This window comes from Streptomyces sp. NPDC002619 (assembly GCF_042889305.1).
Lineage (GTDB): Bacteria > Actinomycetota > Actinomycetes > Streptomycetales > Streptomycetaceae > Streptomyces.
Genome location: NZ_JBIAQV010000039.1, coordinates 1 through 17,322, shown reverse-complemented (window position 1 = coordinate 17,322; position 17,322 = coordinate 1). Strand labels below are relative to the sequence as shown.

The 17,322-nt window shown below is 68.4% G+C and carries 13 protein-coding genes and 1 pseudogene; 9 read left to right on the top strand and 5 right to left on the bottom strand.

The annotated features are described in order from the left end of the window. Positions 1–82: 82 nt before the first annotated feature. The 3 genes from ACFYXB_RS36395 to ACFYXB_RS36385 all read right to left on the bottom strand — a co-directional run bounded on the left by ACFYXB_RS36395 (position 83) and on the right by ACFYXB_RS36385 (position 2,770). Positions 83–886, bottom strand: coding sequence for a hypothetical protein (locus ACFYXB_RS36395; protein WP_389589310.1), 804 nt, complete (start codon positions 884–886; stop codon positions 83–85). Between the two features lie 330 nt (positions 887–1,216). Then, complete coding sequence (locus ACFYXB_RS36390) at positions 1,217–2,296, bottom strand: protein phosphatase 2C domain-containing protein (RefSeq protein ID WP_389589309.1); 1,080 nt, start codon at positions 2,294–2,296, stop codon at positions 1,217–1,219. Between the two features lie 69 nt (positions 2,297–2,365). Next, complete coding sequence (locus ACFYXB_RS36385; protein WP_389589308.1) at positions 2,366–2,770, bottom strand: hypothetical protein; 405 nt, start codon at positions 2,768–2,770, stop codon at positions 2,366–2,368. A 19-nt stretch (positions 2,771–2,789) separates the two neighbouring features. Here ACFYXB_RS36385 and ACFYXB_RS36380 point away from each other — a divergent pair, with 19 nt between their 5' ends. From ACFYXB_RS36380 to ACFYXB_RS36355, 6 genes are all read left to right on the top strand, one after another. Beyond that, positions 2,790–3,869: an integrase core domain-containing protein gene (locus tag ACFYXB_RS36380; protein ID WP_389589307.1), complete on the top strand. Its 1,080-nt coding sequence runs from the start codon at positions 2,790–2,792 to the stop codon at positions 3,867–3,869. Positions 3,870–4,325: 456 nt separating this feature from the next. Continuing rightward, positions 4,326–6,011 (top strand): ATP-dependent endonuclease, encoded by a 1,686-nt coding sequence (locus ACFYXB_RS36375; RefSeq protein ID WP_389589306.1) that lies wholly within the window; start codon positions 4,326–4,328, stop codon positions 6,009–6,011. 378 nt (positions 6,012–6,389) lie between these two features. Continuing rightward, positions 6,390–7,589, top strand: coding sequence for an exonuclease SbcCD subunit D (locus ACFYXB_RS36370; RefSeq protein WP_389589305.1), 1,200 nt, complete (start codon positions 6,390–6,392; stop codon positions 7,587–7,589). A 1-nt stretch (position 7,590) separates the two neighbouring features. Continuing rightward, positions 7,591–10,599 (top strand): AAA family ATPase, encoded by a 3,009-nt coding sequence (locus ACFYXB_RS36365; protein ID WP_389589304.1) that lies wholly within the window; start codon positions 7,591–7,593, stop codon positions 10,597–10,599. Between the two features lie 75 nt (positions 10,600–10,674). Beyond that, positions 10,675–12,930, top strand: coding sequence for a Helicase associated domain protein (locus ACFYXB_RS36360; protein ID WP_389589303.1), 2,256 nt, complete (start codon positions 10,675–10,677; stop codon positions 12,928–12,930). Between the two features lie 162 nt (positions 12,931–13,092). Beyond that, the gene (locus ACFYXB_RS36355) at positions 13,093–13,791 is read left to right on the top strand and encodes a restriction endonuclease (RefSeq protein WP_389589302.1); all 699 of its coding nucleotides are present in this window, start codon (positions 13,093–13,095) and stop codon (positions 13,789–13,791) included. Between the two features lie 387 nt (positions 13,792–14,178). Here ACFYXB_RS36355 and ACFYXB_RS36350 read toward each other — a convergent pair whose 3' ends face one another. Further along, entirely contained in the window at positions 14,179–14,643 is a 465-nt protein-coding gene (locus ACFYXB_RS36350; protein ID WP_389589301.1) for a DinB family protein, read from the bottom strand. Positions 14,644–15,299: 656 nt separating this feature from the next. Here ACFYXB_RS36350 and ACFYXB_RS36345 point away from each other — a divergent pair. The 3 genes and pseudogenes from ACFYXB_RS36345 to ACFYXB_RS36335 all read left to right on the top strand — a co-directional run. After that, a pseudogene (locus tag ACFYXB_RS36345) lies at positions 15,300–15,427 on the top strand (fic family toxin-antitoxin system, toxin component); the annotation flags it as partial. Positions 15,428–15,507: 80 nt separating this feature from the next. Beyond that, complete coding sequence (locus ACFYXB_RS36340) at positions 15,508–15,798, top strand: hypothetical protein (protein WP_389589300.1); 291 nt, start codon at positions 15,508–15,510, stop codon at positions 15,796–15,798. Further along, positions 15,798–16,238 carry a hypothetical protein gene (locus ACFYXB_RS36335; protein ID WP_389589299.1) on the top strand — a complete coding sequence of 147 codons (441 nt, stop codon included), beginning with the start codon at positions 15,798–15,800 and terminating at the stop codon, positions 16,236–16,238. Before ACFYXB_RS36340 ends, ACFYXB_RS36335 begins: the two co-directional genes overlap by 1 nt. Here ACFYXB_RS36335 and ACFYXB_RS36330 read toward each other — a convergent pair. Continuing rightward, positions 16,220–16,756, bottom strand: a complete 537-nt coding sequence (locus ACFYXB_RS36330; RefSeq protein ID WP_389589298.1) for a hypothetical protein — start codon at positions 16,754–16,756, stop codon at positions 16,220–16,222. The genes ACFYXB_RS36335 and ACFYXB_RS36330 overlap by 19 nt on opposite strands. Positions 16,757–17,322 lie beyond the last annotated feature (566 nt).

The following is a 17,322-nucleotide window of genomic DNA, read 5'->3' as shown; positions in this document are numbered from 1 at the left end:
ATGGGTGAGGGTACGCGGCCACAGCAGTGGCGCGGACGCCGGACCTTGCTCTCTGCGGCCGCCTGGCGTGCCGTCAGCCGGGCTACTTCCATGTGGTGTTGAACAGCGCGCATTCGAGCAGGTCGGGGGCCACATCGGACGGCCAGCCGTGGGTGCCCGCCATCTGGTGGGCGGCTGCGTGCAGGAAGGAGAGGTAGACCTCGTAGCGGTGGGGCGACCAGTTCCAGTCCGCCCACACCCAGGCAGCGACCGAGCCGTCGGCATCGTGGCCGGTCTCCCGGCCAACGGTGGCCGCGAGCGACCGCAGGCGCAGGGACAGGACGCGGTCGAGGATGAGCGGTTCCGGGCCTTGCGCGGGCCGCAGTGTCTTGCCGGCGAAGTACAGGAACTTGGTGAAGAAGGACGGCCCGAACTCAGGAATCTGCTGGTGAAGCGTCGCGTAGGCCTCTCGTGAGGAGTGCTCGCATAGCGCGGCGACCGCCGTGGCGAGTGCCGTATCCAGGCCTTCGGCGGCCAGGATCTTCCGCAGTGTGGCCGGTCCGCTGCCACGGGGGGTGCCGCGCTTGCCCTTCCCCCACACGTAGGTCGCGACCAGGGCCTCCATGACGGCGTCGCGCCGCAGCGCGTCCGCGACGATTGAGGTCACTTCCGCTCGGCTGACCCAGGCATCACCGATATGTGAGGTTGGGGTGAGTGCCGAGGGCCACGGGGTGATCTGCGCCCACCGGCTGGGGGTGTAGCGGACCGTGTGGGCGCTTGGGGTCCCGTCCGCATACGTCACCGCGTTCTCGTTCCACCAGCGGCCCAAAGCCCTCAAGGCCACGTCGGGTAGCAGGCGCGAAGCCATCTCCCGGTTCACCGCGTCCGCACGGTCTTGCCTGTTCACGTCCCGCCACCCCTTTCCATGACGAGCTGTCGGCCCCGGAGGTGTCCTGTCCCAGATAACTGTGGGCAGGGTGATGCTCTGACGTGCGGTGCCTAGGGTTGAGTGGGACAGGTTGGCGGTTGGTGTCCCGCTCAACCGTAGGCAGCGTGGTCGTTCACCCGCGGAGCCAGGCCAGCAGGCGCCGTGGAGTTGGTTGCGAGGTGCTGGCTGCCATGGCTCGGGGAGCCGATTTGGGTCTCTTGGCTTGTTGGGCGAGTCGGTATTCGTCGGCTTCGCGGATGAGTTCCTGAGAGCGGATCTGGTGCAACTCGAAGTGCATGCCGTTCGCTCCTACTGCTGGAGCTCCATGACGTCGGCGACCACGCAGCTGACGTTGTCGGGGCCGCCGGAGCCGTTGGCGAGGGCGATGAGTTCGCGGACGGCCTGCTCGGGATCCCTGATCTCGGAGAGCACCCGGCGGATCTCATCGGTTGTCACGACGGTCGACAGACCGTCGGAGCAGAGCAGGTATCGGTCTCCCTGTTGGGCGTCGTGCAGGCGCATGTCGGGGCTGCCATCGGCTCCTTGGCCCAGGGCTCGTAGCAACAGCGACCGCTGGGGATGGGAGGCGGCTTCCTCCGGGGTGAGGCGTCCTTCGTCGACCATCGACTGCACCATGGTGTGGTCGTGCGTGATCTGGAACAGCTCTCCGTCGCGCAGGAGATAGACGCGGGAGTCGCCGATGTGGACGAGGGCCAGCTGCGATCCGGTCCAGAGCATCGCGGTGAGTGTCGTGCCGGCTTCTTCGGGTGAAGAGCCGGTCCCGGCGACGCCGTCCACGGCCTGCTTGGCTTGTTCGATGGCATCTTCGAGGACGTTGAGGAGATTGCCCGCCGGGATGGTGTCCGTTTCGAGGTGCTTGAGCGCGTCGACGGCGGCCGCGCTCGCGGTGGCTCCTCCGCTGCCGTAGCCGTCGGCGACGGCGAGCAGGCGGGACCCGGCGTAGGCGGTGTCCTGATTGCTCCCGCGGACAAGGCCCGCGTCGGAAAGGGCGGCGTAACGGATTCCCAGGGGCTTGGTGGTCGGAGACATGGCGGGGTCCTTCCAGGACAGATGGTCGATGAGGAAGGAAGCGAGGTTCCGCCGTGCGGCGGTGTCGGTCTCGACCTGAGCCCAGAATGCGCGGATCTCCTGGGCTGCCGCGGCTGACTCCAGCGTGCTGACGTGCTGGATGCGGGCCAGGGGCATTCCCAGTCGTCGGAGCCAGGCGACCAGCCGGGCCTGGTCCAGTTGTTCCGGTGCGTAGAGGCGGTAGCCGGTCACCGGGTCGACACGGGCGGGGGTCAGCAGGCCGAGCTCGTCGTAAAGACGTAGTGCCTTCGGCGACAGCCGGGATGCCTTCGCGAACGCCCCGATGGTCAGCAGCCCCATGCTCGTTCCTCCTCATGCCGAGTACGTCGCCCGGCCCCACCGATGCTGTGGCTTCCCCCAAGGTGAAGGTCAACTACGGGGTACTGGTTGCTCTTCCGTATAGCGGTCGATGCGGCGCATTACCGTGGCGCACTCCTGACCGAGTCCGACGAGGGCAGGACCGGCCAGGGGAGGGGTGCCGACGGGCAGGCGGCGTTGGAACTCCGCGAGGACTCGACCGATGTCGTCGGGGTGACCGCTGTCGGCCACGACCGAGCGCCAGGAAGGCATCACCGCGAGGGACATGGCGGCGACCATGCCGGGATATGCCATCGCGTAGAGCCCTGGTCCCCAACCGCTGCGCGCGCCGGCCTGCTTGCGGATGATGCCGTGGAATTCTCCGTGGCCATGGGCGAAGTAGCGGGCGGCAAGCGTCTGCCAGAACCTGTGCTGCTCGAAAAGCCGTCGTCGCAGGTGGCATCGGTGACGGTTCATCGGCTGGCAGCATGTCCGGGTGATCGTGTCCTTGCTGTACAAGGTGACCCGGAAGTTGCTCTCCTTCCCCTCGATGCTGCTCCGCGGGGATGCGGCGAAAGACGCGGAACTTCTCGTGTTGCGACACCAGAACGCGGTACTGCGTCGACAGCTGGCCAGCCCGGTGCGCTACGAGCCAGCCGATCGATTCTGGTTCGCTGCCCTCTCCGGCCTGATACCTCGGTGTCGCTGGCGCGAGGTCTTCCCGGTCACCCCCGGCACCCTGCTCGGCTGGCACCGCATGTTCATCGCCGCGAAGTGGGACTACAGCGCACACAGGTGCATCGGGCGGCCGCCGACCGGTGAGGCGCTCAAGAGCCTCGTACTGCGACTCGCCAGCGAGAATCCGCGATGGGGGCACCGGCGGATCCAGGGTGAACTGGCTCGGCTCGGGCACCGGATCGCGCCCTCGACGGTGTGGGAGATCTTGAATGCGGCGGGCGTAGAGCCCGCGCCGCGTCGCTCCGGTCCGACCTGGCGCGAGTTCCTCACCGCCCAGGCCGAGAGCATCATCGCGGCGGACTTCTTCCACATCGACACCGCGCTCGGCAGGCGGCTCTATGCGCTGGCCTTCCTCGAGCACGGCACCCGGCGTCTGCATATCACCGGCGTGACCGCCCACCCAACGCGGGAGTGGACGGTGCAGCAGGCGAGGAATCTCGCCGCCGACCTCGGCGTGCGCATGGAGTCCCTGCGGTTTCTGCTGCGCGACCGAGACGGCAAGTACGGCGAGGCATTCGACGCCGTCTTTGAGGCAGAGGAACTGGACGTGATCAAGAGTGCACCGCAGGCACCTCGGATGAACGCCCACTGCGAGCGCGTTATCGGCAGCATCCGCCGCGAGGTCCTCGACCACATCCTCGTCATGGGAGAGGCACATGCCCGGCAGGTGCTTGCGGCCTACCAGAGACACCACAACGAGCACCGGCCCCACCAGGCGCGCAACCAGCAACCACCTGCCGTCCAGGAGCAGCCCACCGCGATAGACGGCGGCGCCCACAAGTTGCTGCGCACCCGAATCCTCGGCGGCCTCATCAATGAGTACAGATACGTCGCGTGACCTGCGGCGACGACTTCTCGAGCGGCACAGGCTCCGTACGCGGCGAGCATTTGGCGGGTGTCACCGGCCGAGTGGAAGAAGTAGCCGTTGCCGACGTCGCTCCACATGACCTCGCCGACGTTGTTGTAGAAGGTGATCAGGTCATCCGGCGCCGGTACCTCATGGGCCAGAGCACGCGCAGCGTCTTGGTCGTCCTGGTCGGCTGACCGCACCAGATTGGTCCCCGGGGGGTAGCCGTATGTGCGCTCGAAGTCTTCTGTCATTCCGTGGAGGGCATCTGAGACTGTGCCGGCCCATGACGAGAGCCAGTGCGGCGACAGCGAACGCTTCATGGGGCCGGATCAGGCCATGTGCCACGGACATCACCGCGTCCACCACGTGTTCAGCCCCAGCGCATGCCGAGTGCGGTGAGTTCTGCGACGCAAGAGTGCTGTACTGACAGCACTGGCCTTCCTTTTGGGGCGCCATCGTCTGACGGACGAGGACCGTACCTACCAGCAGGGGGAAGACGTCCCAGGAGGCCGCTGCTCCGAGACATGGGCGGAGGGCGTCTTCACGCTTGACGCCGGCGAGCAGGCTGCCACCGCCCTGCCGCAGACCGTGCGGATCCGCCGCATCGCCGAAGAAGGCCAGACGGCTCGGTGGGAGTACTACGGTTCCCGTCCGGCCGACAGCAGGCTGCACGACGTGGCCAGGCTGTTGAAGGGCGAACTGGCGGAGTTAGTGGCTGAATTCTCCCTGAGCCCTGCCGGGCTCCTGAAGGATGACCTGCTGCAGGCCGTCACCGCCTACGCAGCCACAGCACCTCAGGTGGAGCAGTGGCAGGCCCTTCCGAAGGAGCTCCAGGAGCGGCTGCCCCGGCTGCTGCCGTTCGGAGGCAAGGACGAGCGCCCGGACGACGCGGTGTGCACCGCCTTGAGCAGCTGCTACGAGACCTACCTGGACGACGAGACCCTGCAAGGGCGGGTACGGGAGATCGAGGCGGAGATCACCCAGCGTCTGGAGAAGGAAGCCGACTCCCTGTGTCAGCACATCCGCCGGCACTGCCGCGAGTTCGTCGGCGTGCAGGTCAAGCCGGAGGTGTCCTTCAAGGGAGGCTTCAAGCGCGCTCCGCTGGAGGTCTCCAAGGCCGACGGGGAACCAGTCGACCTCACCCGCTCAGGTCAGGGAAGTAACCGCCGGATCGCGCTCGCCGTGTGGGAGTGGACCAGCAACCTGCTGGAGCACAGCGAGCTCGCCGCCGCGGGGGAGGGGGGTGAGCAGGAGCCGACGCAGACAATCGTCGTCTACGACGAGCCAGACACCCACCTCGACTACCGTCACCAGCGCACCGTGATGGACATCATCCGCAAGCAGTGCGCCCTGCCCCATGTCAGCGTGGTGGTCGCCACCCACTCCATGAACCTCATCGACGGTGTCGGCATCGCCGATGTCGTCCACCTCCGTCTCAGCGACAGGGGCCGCACCGTCGTCGAGCGCCTGGCGGACGAATCCCACGACGGCGTCGACTTCCATCTCGGGCAGATCGCCGCCGCCGTGGGACTGCGCAACTCCGTCCTGCTGCACGAGCGCTGCTTCCTCGCCGTGGAAGGACCCACCGAGCAGCAGTGCCTGCCGCTGCTGTTCCGCCTCTCCCAGGGCCTGTCCCTTCAGGCGGCCGGCATCGCCCTGTGGGCCTGCGGCAACAACGAAGGAGCCCTCCACCTTGCTGGCTACCTCGTCAAGAACCGCCGCACGGTCATACTGATGGTCGACGCCGACAGCCGCACCAACAAGCACTTCAAGACCGAACGGCTCATCAGGACCGGGCTCGACCTCGCCACCCAGGTCACCTATGTCGGCGAGGCCGACGGCTTCAACGAACTCGAGGAACTCTTCACCGACCCCCAGTGGGCCGCGGCCGCCAACACGCACTGGCCGCGTCCCGAAGGCAGGCAATGGGCCGCCGAGGACTTCACCGCGCACCGAGGCGGGAAGTTCAGCGGCCGTGTTCTGGCCATGATCAAAGAGGGCGCCGAGCGGACGAGCCCCGACGGCAAGGACGACATGCTCTACTCGCTGGTGACCACCCTCACCAGGGCCGAGGACGTTCCGTCACAGCTGAGGGACGCTTTCAGGGACATTCAGGCCCTGGCTTCCTGACCGTTCGGCTGGCACGGCGCTGCAGCATGCGCTCTTTGCGCTGTTGCAGCGTCGGGGCCGCCCACGCATGCCAGTCCACCTCCGCCACATGCTGCCGGCCGTGACCTCGTGCCTCGATCCCGCACTAGCGGCACCCGTCCGGCGCCGCCACGGATCCACTGCTGCTAGAACGCGATAACGACATCACATCCTCCTTCCCCCCCACCGCACATCTTGCCCCCTACCACTGACAATCACCCGGCGGCGGCACCCCACCCACCGCCGGGACAAAAACACTGAAAACCCCACGCGGCACGTCGCGTCACGGCTTCCGTTGCGACGCCCGTTTATCAGGAAAACCGCCCGTAACCACTCTCCCTGTAGTTACCGTCTGTGCTCATGCGGTTTCTGCACACTTCGGACTGGCACCTGGGCCGCCGGTTCCACACAGAAGATCTGATCCCCGCCCAGGAAGCCTTCCTCGACTACCTGGTCGACACCGCCCGGACCGAGGACGTCGACGCGATCCTCGTGGCAGGCGACATCTACGACCGGGCCATCCCCAGCCTGGACGCCGTGCGCTTGTTCAACCGCGCCCTGCATCAACTTGCCGACCTCGACGTGCCGATCATCATGATCAGCGGAAACCACGACTCCGCGCACCGCCTCGGCGTCGGATCCGGCCTCCTCGCCCGTGCCGGCATCCACTTGAGGACCGACCCCGGCACCTGCGACGTCCCGGTCGTCCTCGAAGACGCCGACGGCCCTGTGGCCGTGTACGGCATTCCCTACCTCGAGCCGTCGATGGTCCGCGACCGCCTGGAAGCCGAAGCCGTCTCCCACCGCGCCGTGCTGACCGCAGCCCTGGACCGTATCCACGCCGACCTCACCAACAACCAGCCGGCCGGCACCCGGTCCGTGGTCCTCGCGCACGCGTTCGTCACCTCCGGCACCGGGCAGCCCGAGGAACGCGATGAGAGCGAGGAGGCCGACAGCGAACGCGAAATCGCCGTGGGCGGTGTCGCCCACGTGGGCGCCGACGTCTTCCACGGGATCGACTACGTGGCCCTGGGTCACCTCCACGGCCCCCAGCGCGTCACCGACCGCATCCACTACAGCGGCTCCCCGCTGGCCTACTCCTTCTCCGAAGCCCGCCACACCAAGTCGATCACCGTGGTCGACCTCACCCCCGATGCCGTTCCCGCCCTCACCCACCGGCTCTGCCCCGTGCCGCTCCGCCTGGAGCGCGTCACTGGCTTCATGGAAGACCTCCTGACCAACCCCGCCCACGAGCCGCTGAAGGACGCCTGGCTCGAGGTCACCCTCACCGACACCGCCCTGCCCTTCGAGGCCATGGCCCGCCTGCGCCGCCGCTTCCCCCACACCGCCAGCCTCAAGCACAAGCCCGTCCTCATCCCCGCCCAGGCCACAAACACCCCCACTTACAGCGAACGCATCCGCGGCCGCGGCGACCTCGACATCGCCAGCGACTTCATCAACAGCATGCGCGGCACCGACCCCACCCCGGACGAACACGACCTGCTCCAGCAGGCCGTCGAAGCCTCCCGCCTGAATGAGCAGCAGAAGGAAACCGTCTGACATGCGCTTGCACAACCTGCGCCTGCAGGCCTTCGGACCCTTCGCCGGCACCCACACCATCGACTTCGATGCCCTGTCCGCCGACGGCCTGTTCCTCCTGCACGGCGACACCGGAGCGGGCAAGAGCACCATCTTCGCGGCCATCTGCTTCGCCCTCTACGGCAAACCACCGGGCGACCGTGACCTGCTGCTGCGCAGCCACCACGCTCCCGCCAGCCTCCTGACCGAAGTCACCCTCGATGTCACTCTCGCAGGCCGTCGTCTGCGCATCGACCGGATCCCCGCCCAGATGCGCCCCAAGCGCTCCGGTGAAGGCGAGACCTCGCAGAAGGCAGAAACCCGTCTCAGCGAATGGGCCGTCGACGCCGACGGCCAGGGCTGCTGGGAACCTTCCAGTAAGTCCCACCAGGAGGCCGCCGTAGAGGTCACCGACCTGCTGGGCATGAGCCGGGACCAGTTCTGCCAGGTCGTCCTGCTGCCGCAGAACGACTTCACCAAGTTCCTCCACGCCGACGCCCACGGCCGACGAGAACTCCTCGGTAAACTCTTCCGCACCGGCCGCTTCTCCTTCATCGAGCGTTGGCTGAACGACCACAGCCGCATCACCGAGAAGAACCGCGACGCCGCCCGCGCCGACGTGCTGCGCCTGGTCGAACGCATCCACCAGGCCGCCGGACCCGACCTGACAACCGAGTACACGGCACCCACCCCCGACGATCCGCGCACGCTCACCGAGCCTGCCTGCGTCTGGGCCCAGGATCTCCTCCGCGCCAGTCACACCGACCACGCCAAGACACTCCAAGCAGCCACAACGGCCAAGGAGAACCTGGTCAGGCAGCAGACCTTCGAAGCCGCGGCCCGCGAACTCCACCAGCAGCAGGTCACCTACGCCAGCGCCCGGCAGCAGCTCGACCTGCTCCACGAACAGACACAGCACCAGGACGCACTGGTCCAGCGCCGCGACCAGGCCCGACGTGCCCAACAGGCAGCACCGCTGCTGCACGCTGCGGACACCGCCGCAGACGACCACACCCGTGCCCAGAGTGCCGAACGCACCGCCCGCGTACGCCTGTTGCCCGAACACAAGGACCTGGACGCCAGCCAGCTGGAAACCGCCGAGCAGCGTCTTCGCGCCGAAGCTGCCGTCCTGACTGCTCTCATCCCCGAAGAAGACACCGTCCGCCGGCTGACTACTGAGCTGGAGCGCACCGACACCGAACGGCAGGACTTCGCCACCCAGCAACGCACAGCCCAGGACTGGCTCGAAGCAGAGCCTGCCCGGCGCCGCATCCTCGAAGCCCGGCGAGAAGCCGCCCGCCAGGCCGAAGAAGAAGCCCGCCGCCACCAGACGGACCTGGACAGCCTTAAGATCCGTCTCGAAGCCGCCAAACGACGCGACGCACATCTCGCCAAGATCGTCAAGGTCGAACAGCAGCTGGCCGATGCAGAAACCGTCACCGGCCAAACCGGCCAGAACTACCTCACCATCCGCCGCCGACGCACCGAAGGCATGGCCGCCGAACTCGCCGCCACCCTCACCGACGGCACCCCCTGCCCGGTCTGCGGATCCTGCACCCACCCGGCGCCCGCCGCTCCCCAGGACGGACAGCCCACACGCCAGGACGAACAGGACGCGGAAGCCCTCCACGAGCAAGCCAAGGCCACACAGGAAGCCGCCGCGGCCGTGCTGCACGGGCTCCGCGAACAGGCTGCCACCGCCACCGGGGAAGCCGGCGACACCCCGCTGACCGACCTCCAAACCCAGCACACCACACTCACCACGGAGTTGACCGACGCCCTGGACCGCGCTGCCGACCAGGGCACCGTCCAAGAAGAACTCCTCACGCTCGACAGTGAGCACACGGCCCAGACCCAGCAGCACAGCACCGCCACGGCCGGCCTGTCCGCCCGCAACGCCCACTACGACACCCTCACCCAGCAGCTCACCGAGCTGACCGCCAAGCTCACCGCAGCCCGCGGTACCCATCCCACCGTCGCCGCCCACGCCGACGACCTCACCCACACAGCCGACCACCTCAAAGAGACCGCCGAGACCTCCCGCAGCCTCGCCGCCGCAGTCCAGACCCTCACACACCGCACCGACCAGGCCACCCTCGCGGCCAAAGACCAGGGCTTCGACACCCTGGCACTCGCCCAGCAGGCCCTGCTCAGCGACGAAGACCTGCGCGCCATCGAAGAAGAGATCACTCAGTGGCGCGAGGCCTGTGCCGCGCACACCGCAGTCCTGGGGAACCCGGCACTGCAGCAGGCCGCCGCGCAGCCTTCCGCCGACCTCGACGCCGCCACGACTGCAAGGGCCGCCGCGGATGACCAGCACGCAGAGGCGGCCGCCGCCGCCAGTGCCGCCCAGACCCGCAGCCAGGCCCTCACCGCTCTGGCCGCCGACCTCGGCGCCGCCGTCCAGCGCCTGCAACCGCTCGAGCAGGCTCACCTCACCGCCCGCCACCTGGCCGAACTCGTCACCGGCAACTCACCCAGCGCCCGGGTGCGCATGCAGCTGGAGGCCTACGTCCTGGCAGCCCGCCTCGAAGAAGTCGTCACTGCCGCCAACACCCGCCTGTACATCATGTCCGAAGGCCGCTACACCCTCTCCCACTCTGACCACCAAGCCGCCCGCGGCGCCCGTTCCGGCCTTGGCCTGGAGATTACCGACTCCTGGACTGGCCGCCCCCGCAAGACCGACACCCTCTCCGGCGGCGAATCCTTCTTCGCCTCCCTGTCCCTCGCCCTCGGCCTGGCTGACGTCGTCACCCACGAAGCCGGCGGCAACCCCCTGGACACTCTCTTCATCGATGAAGGCTTCGGCACTCTCGATGAAGACACCCTCCACAAGGTCCTCGACGTCCTGGACTCCCTGCGTGCCCACGACCGCACCGTCGGCGTCATCAGCCACGTCCCCGAACTGCGCCGCCGCATCACCCACCGCCTGCACGTCTGTAAAAGCCCCGCCGGATCCACCCTCGCCCACCTGACCGAAGCAGCCGAATAGCCTGCACCCTGACAGGGCGGGGCGCAGTGCCCCGCCCCCAATGTCCAGCCGACCCCCACGGAGCAGCACACCTTCATGGCTTCCGAAATCGAGCTGCGGCCCCACCAGAAGGAAGCCGTCGCCGCCGCGACCGCCACGCTCCGCGATCACGCCCGCGCGAGCGTGATCGCAGCCTGCGGCACCGGCAAGACCCTCATTGCCGCCCGTACCACCGCCCGCATTGTCCCCCGTGGCCGTGTGCTGGTGCTGCTGCCGACACTGGACCTGCTGTCGCAGACGATCCGGTCCTGGCGTCTGGCCGGCCGCAAGGGCACCACCGTGGCGGTGTGCTCGGCGCGCCAGGCCCTCGACCACGAACCGGTCGGCACCGACATCCCGTTGACCACCGACCCCGCCGAACTGACCGCCCTCACCACCACACCTCGCCCCGGTCCGGTCACCGTCTACGCCACCTACGCCTCCCTGCCCGCCGTCATCGCCGCCCACCGCGACCACCACCTGCCCCCGTGGGACCTGGTGGTCGTCGACGAGGCCCACCGCACCGCGGGCCGCCTGGGCAAGGCCTGGGCCGCCGTCCACCACGACGACCAGGTACCGGCCGCCCGCCGCCTCTACCTGACCGCCACCCCCCGCATCTGGGACCCCGACGACGCCCCGGACGGCGACGGAACAGAGACGGTGGCCTCCATGGACGACGAGACCCTCTTCGGTCCCGTCGCCTACCACCTCAACCTCTCCGACGCCATCGATCTCGGGCTGCTCGCCGACTACCAGATCCTCGTCCCCGTCGTCACCGACGCGGACCTGCGCGACTGGCTGGCCACCGGAGCCGGCGCGGGTGTCGACGGACTGCACCTGGCCGGCCGCCAGGTCGCCGCCCTGCGCGCCATCCACGACCATAAGCTGCGCCGCATCCTGACCTTCCATCACCGTGTCGCCGATGCCCGCGCCTTCGCCACCACCCTGGCGGAGACGGCCGCCGCCCTTCCCGCACCCCTGCGCCCCCAGGGGCTGTGGGCGGACTGGGTCAGCGGCAGCCACACCCCGCAGATCCGCCGCCGCCTCCTGCTCGAATTCACCTCCCACACCAGCCCCGACACGCCGGCCGTCCTGTCCAACGCCCGCGTGCTGGGGGAGGGCATCGACGTGCCCGACATCGACGCGGTCGTCTTCGTCGACCCCAAGAACAGCCCCGTCGACACCGTCCAGGCCGTCGGCCGCGCCCTGCGCCAGCACCCCGGCGCCGGCAAGAAGGCCACCCTCGTCGTCCCCGTCTACCTCACCCCCGACGAAGACCCCGACGACCTCCTCGGCGCCGACGCCTACACCCCGCTGTGGCGCACCATCCAGGCCCTGCGCTCCCACGACGACCGTCTCGACGCCCGCCTGTCCGACCCGCGCACCCACCGCCCCACCATGCCCCCCGAGGACCCTGAAGCCTGGCTGCGTTTCGACCGCCCCACCCAGGCCGACGAAATCGCCCTCGCCCTGTCCTTGCGCGTGCTGGCCCCCAAGAGCGCCGAATGGCGCCGCGGTCTCACCGCGGCCCGCCGCTTCCGCCACACCCACCGCCACCTCGACGTCCCCCAGAACTACGAAGACCCCACCGGCTATCCCCTGGGACGCTGGCTGACCTGGCAACGCCACCTGCGCACCAAGGGCACGCTCGACGCCGTACGCGTCCACGCCCTCGAACGCCTCGGCATCATCTGGGACCCCCGCCAGCAGGCCTTCGACCGCGCACTGGCCCACGCCGCCGCCTACGCCGCCCGCTACGGCCACCTGGCCGCCCCCGTCGACGAGATCCACGACGGCTTCCCCCTCGGCCGCTGGCTGGCCACCCAGCGCACCCGCGCCGAGACCCTCACCGACCAACGCGCCACCGCCCTCACCGCCCTGGACCGGTGGTGGAACCCGCCCTGGCCGGTCACCTGGCAACGGGCCTACCACGCCGCCCGTCAGAACCGGGCAGCCATCAAGACTGCCGCCGAGGCAGAGAGCTGGCTTGAGTCACAGCGCGCCCGTTCCGACCGTCTGCACCCTGAACAGAAGTCACTGCTCGAGGAGTTGGGGCTGGTCGAACTGCCCGACACACCCGCCTCACCGGCGACGGAGAGCCGCCTGCCGGCGCGCGAGCGTGCCTTCCAGCGAGGGCTGGCCGCCGCACGCGCCTTCCGCGCGCGCGAAGGCCATCTCAACGTCCCCCAGCGCCACATCGAGAAGATCGAAGGCGACCCCGTGCGCCTGGGCCAGTGGCTGAGCAACCTGCGCCGCCGCCGCTCCGGCCTCAACCCGCAGAGGCAAGCAGCCCTGGCCGAACTCGGCCTGTAAGCAGGCGAACGCACCTCCCCAAGGAGAACGGCCAGACGCCAGCCGACAGAAGGGCGGGAGGTTCAAGCCAATGGCCTGACTGCGCCCTGGCGGGGCCGCTCGGCATGCCCACACTGCACAGCAGGGAGGAATCCATCCCGGCCGGTGCAAGAGGGGGCAGAAATGGCGGCCAAACGCAAGGACAAGGCGATACGCAGACGACGCACCGCTCGGAACAAAGCAGCAGCAGGAGCGCTTGCCGCGCTGGTCCTGCTAGGCCTGCTGCGGCCGATGTTGTTGCTGTACCTCGGCGTCCTGCTTGCCGCCGCGGGAATCGGCTGGATGGCGTGGCGGCTCTGGCGTACCGACCGGCTGCTGCGGAGCAGGGACGCCGCCTGGAGGCGACAGGAGGAGATCGCAGCGGGACAGCGGACGCTGGCTGCGGTCGACGCGATGTCCGGCACCGAGTTCGAGGAAGTGGTCGCCGAGTTATGCCGCCGTGACGGCTGCACGCAGGTGCGCCGAGTGGGCGGGGCCGGGGACAATGGAGCCGATGTGCTCGGCTGGCTACCGGATGGCCGGACCGTGGTGATCCAGTGCAAGCGGTACGCACCCCACCGGACGATCGCCAGTCGCGAAGTGCGTGATCTGCTGGGAGCGAAGGTGCATTTCGCTGCGGATGTGGCCATCTTCGTCGCCACCACACGCTTCAGCCGCCAGGCCGAGGCGTTCGCGGTCGATCACCACATCCTCACCCTGCACCGCGACTTCTTTGGTCTGTGGAACAACGGGACACCACTGCTGTCTCTGGCCGAAGTCAACGGACGCGGACAGGGAGAAGCCCGCCACCGAGCACGCTGGAAACAGACGTACTCCAAGTGACCAGCCTTTGCCGGGCGGTCTGCGGCATCGTGACACGTAGGGAAGGGGAACAGCACAGCGCACCGGCCCCGCCCACCTTGAGCCCGGGCGGGGCATGGCAGCAGCCAACAGCCCACCAGCTGCGCCGGCACCGGGCCTGGAAGCCGCCGTGCCCGCCGTCACCGCACCTACTCGCTCAGCCCTTCCTGGTCGACGAAGCCGGGATGCTGATGGTCTGCGGGGGAGTGTCAGTTGAACCTCGTCATCTGAGCGTCAGTGGCGCAGGCGCGGCGACCTGGTCGATGGCGCTGACGGGTGATGCTCACCCGTTGCTGACATGAGTGACGAAAGACCATGTCATTCTCACGCCGACCGCCAGCCCGTCAGGGGACCGGCCCCCGCAGTCCACTACTGTTCGGCGATTTTGTCGATGCGCTCGCGGAGGAGGTCAGCATGGCCGTTGTGTCGTGCGTACTCCTCGATCATGTGGGTGAGGATGTAGCGGAGAGAGAAGACGTCGTCTCGGTATCGCCCGGTGACGTCGGGGGACTGGGCGGCATCGACGATGTCGCGGGATCGGGCGCATTCTTCGTGCCAGATCGCGAAGGCCTCGGAGGGGTCTGCGGTGTCGACGTCGAAAGCGCCGCCGTTGCTTCGGGGCCAGTGCACGTCGCTGTGCTCGCCGTTCAACACGTTCCGGAACCAGGTCCGCTCGACGTCAGCCATGTGCCGGACGAGGCCGAGTAGCGACAAGCCCGAGGGCTGCACGGCCTTTTCCCTGAGCTGCTCGGCTGTGAGCCCCGCACATGCCATGGCCAGCGTGTCACGCTGGCGCTGCAGGAAGCCGGTCAGCGTGGCGTGCTCATCGGCCACCCGCGGAGGTTCGGTCCTGTCCCGGTTGTCCATCGGACCATCATGGCAGCGAGGGGCGCACGGCAGTCGGATCTCTGGGGCTGACCTGCGCCGCCGACGACCGGCTGCCGCTCGGCGGTTCGGCTCGAGCCTTCGGAGTGTGGAGGCCGGCCTTGGCACGCGTCCGGTGGTGGCTCCGCCCCGCTCCCGTTGTCGGCCGACGCGGTGGTGCACGGCTGATGGTCTGCGGGGGGGGGTCGGTTGAACGTCGTCGTCTGGGCGTCAGTGGCGTCGTGATGGTCTGCGGGGGAGTGTCAGTTGAACCTCGTCATCTGAGCGTCAGTGGCGCAGGCGCGGCGACCTGGTCGATGGCGCTGACGGGTGATGCTCACCCGTTGCTGACATGAGTGACGAAAGACCATGTCATTCTCACACCGACTGCCACCCAGACCAGCACGAGTGACGCGACCGTCGACACCGCGCTCTGCCCGCTCGGCGGCGCGCCTGCGACTGCTCTCCTCGCAGCTCGGACCAGGCACATCAGTGATGACGCTCTGTCACCACCGCATGTGAGACTGGGCCGTCGGCGGCGGCGCCGTTCAGGCCCAGCGCATGCCGAGCTCGGTGAGCTCTACAGTGCGTTCGGGGGCGAGGGCCATTCTCACACCGGCCACCACGAGGCCGCCGGAATCACGGTCAAACCGCCCGCGAGGACGCCATCGCCCTCAAGGACCTGCTCTTGGACCCGGCCTGCACCGCCGGGAAGATCGCCGCTCTGCTGCTGTCCTGGCCCACCACCACCTGAATAGACTCGGTGGCCCGCCCCGCGTACTTGGGCGGGCCTCGCTGCGGCAGGACACGAACCATCAGGGGGAGGAAGCACAGATGGATGTGGGCTCGGTGCTCGGCAGCATAGGCCGGGTGGCGGCCGGGGTGGGCCGGTTCGTGTGGGCGGTGATGACCGCGCCGACCACGGGCACAGAGGATGACGCCCGGTTCGAGATCGACAGGCTCGCAGAGAAGATCGAAGACGAGGTACCGGAGGAGCTGCGGGACCGGGCGTGGGGTCTGGTCCTGGATGCGCTGTACGAGGTTCCCCAGGAGATCGAGCAGTTGGTGGAGGAACACCAGGGGCCGGACGACGAGGAGGCCGAGGAGCCGTCGGCCAAGCAGTGATGCCGGAATCCGAAGGGCCCGTCACCCCCACAAGGAGCGGCGGGCCCTTCGGCCTATCGGGGAACGGCACCCACAGCTGGGAGTTCAGCCCTGCGCAGCTGAGCGAGAACATCAAGGTGTTCGTGGCCTCCTTCGACGAGCGCCGACGCGCCAAGCCCCGCCGGGTCTCCGCACAGGCCCCGTACAGACCGCTGGATAACTCGGTGGCCGACAGCGCGTACATCCGCGCCGTCGCGGCCGGCATCGAGAAGGGACAGGCGGAGAAGCGGGAACAGGCAAGGCTGCGGGAGCGCGCCAAGCAGGCCAACCCGGTGGCCAAGGCGCTGGTGATGGTCTGCGGGGGAGTGTCAGTTGAACGTCGTCGTCTGAGCGTCAGTGGCGCAGGCGCAGCGATCTGGTCGTTGACGCTGACGGGTGGTGCTCACTCGTTGCTGGCATGAGTGACGAAGGGCCATGTCATTCTCACGCCGACCACCAGCACCTCGGTCAGCATGGTCCGCGCCGCCACATAGCCGGCCTGCCCGGCGGAGCGGATGTGCCGAAAGGCAGCCCGCTCCGTCTGCTCAGCCGTCTGCCGAACCCACGCCGGAAGCCATGTCCCACCGAGATCGAAGTATCCGTCGTCCCCGTACAGGGCCTCCAGATAGTTCATCCCCGCCTCGAAGGCCTCCTCGGTCAGCTCACCGTTGTCCGTCAGGACAACCAAATCCCCCATTGGCGAAGGAAGTTCGTCCCAGGCCAAAGGCACCCACTCCTGCAGGCGCACCGGCAGTAAGTCGATCATCTCGGCAGGCGTCGAAGGGCTGGCTCCCAGCGGCAGACTCGACAAGAGCACCTCGTGCATACGGGACAGCTCCCGCCACGCACGAGGCTCCTCAACCCGGTTGATCCACGCCGCACCGGCCCGCAGAGCAGCGGTAATGATCCTCCGAGCGGCAACATGTTGACTGACAGGCACAGCTCATCACCCCTCTACGCCCCACCAGTGGTATTCGGGGCCATTCCAGACGGGCCAACAACTCCGGGAACCTACACGCCCGGTCTGACAACGCCCCCGAAAACCAACGAAGATGGGCTCCGCAACAGCGGGGCACCACAAGAAACGGGACATGCCGGCAGGCATGCCGCGGGGCCACCAGGCCCCGCTTCACTTGGTTCTGTCGGCCCGTCAGGGCCGAGGCCCCACAGCCCCGCGCCACACTAAGGGGGGAGGGGAACGGGATAACTGTCTAACAAACCCTTACGACATCACGGCGCCGCAGGCGCCGGCACACACCAACCCCTGCCCGCCAGGGCAGGGAACCCCAACCACCCGAACCCCACCGTCATGCCGCCAGGCATGACACCCCCGAACAGCGACACCGGGGCCGCCAGGCCCCGCCCTGTCTGTTCCTGTTGGCCCGTCAGGGCCAACCCAGCCAACACACAGTCATGCCGCCAGGCATGACGATGCGTCACCTTACGGGCCGTCAGGCCCGAGTTGGCCGCCAGGCCAACTGAAGAGCCGACAGGCTCTCCGCCCCC

What these genes read in the sequence shown, in the direction of transcription:
- ACFYXB_RS36340 (WP_389589300.1), top strand. Translation starts at nt 15,508, where the DNA reads ATGGATGTGGGCTCGGTGCTCGGCAGCATAGGCCGGGTGGCGGCCGGG.
- ACFYXB_RS36360 (WP_389589303.1), top strand. Translation starts at nt 10,675, where the DNA reads ATGGCTTCCGAAATCGAGCTGCGGCCCCACCAGAAGGAAGCCGTCGCC.
- ACFYXB_RS36335 (WP_389589299.1), top strand. Translation starts at nt 15,798, where the DNA reads ATGCCGGAATCCGAAGGGCCCGTCACCCCCACAAGGAGCGGCGGGCCC.
- ACFYXB_RS36365 (WP_389589304.1), top strand. Translation starts at nt 7,591, where the DNA reads ATGCGCTTGCACAACCTGCGCCTGCAGGCCTTCGGACCCTTCGCCGGC.
- ACFYXB_RS36355 (WP_389589302.1), top strand. Translation starts at nt 13,093, where the DNA reads ATGGCGGCCAAACGCAAGGACAAGGCGATACGCAGACGACGCACCGCT.
- ACFYXB_RS36385 (WP_389589308.1), bottom strand. Translation starts at nt 2,770, where the DNA reads ATGAACCGTCACCGATGCCACCTGCGACGACGGCTTTTCGAGCAGCAC.
- ACFYXB_RS36390 (WP_389589309.1), bottom strand. Translation starts at nt 2,296, where the DNA reads ATGGGGCTGCTGACCATCGGGGCGTTCGCGAAGGCATCCCGGCTGTCG.
- ACFYXB_RS36370 (WP_389589305.1), top strand. Translation starts at nt 6,390, where the DNA reads ATGCGGTTTCTGCACACTTCGGACTGGCACCTGGGCCGCCGGTTCCAC.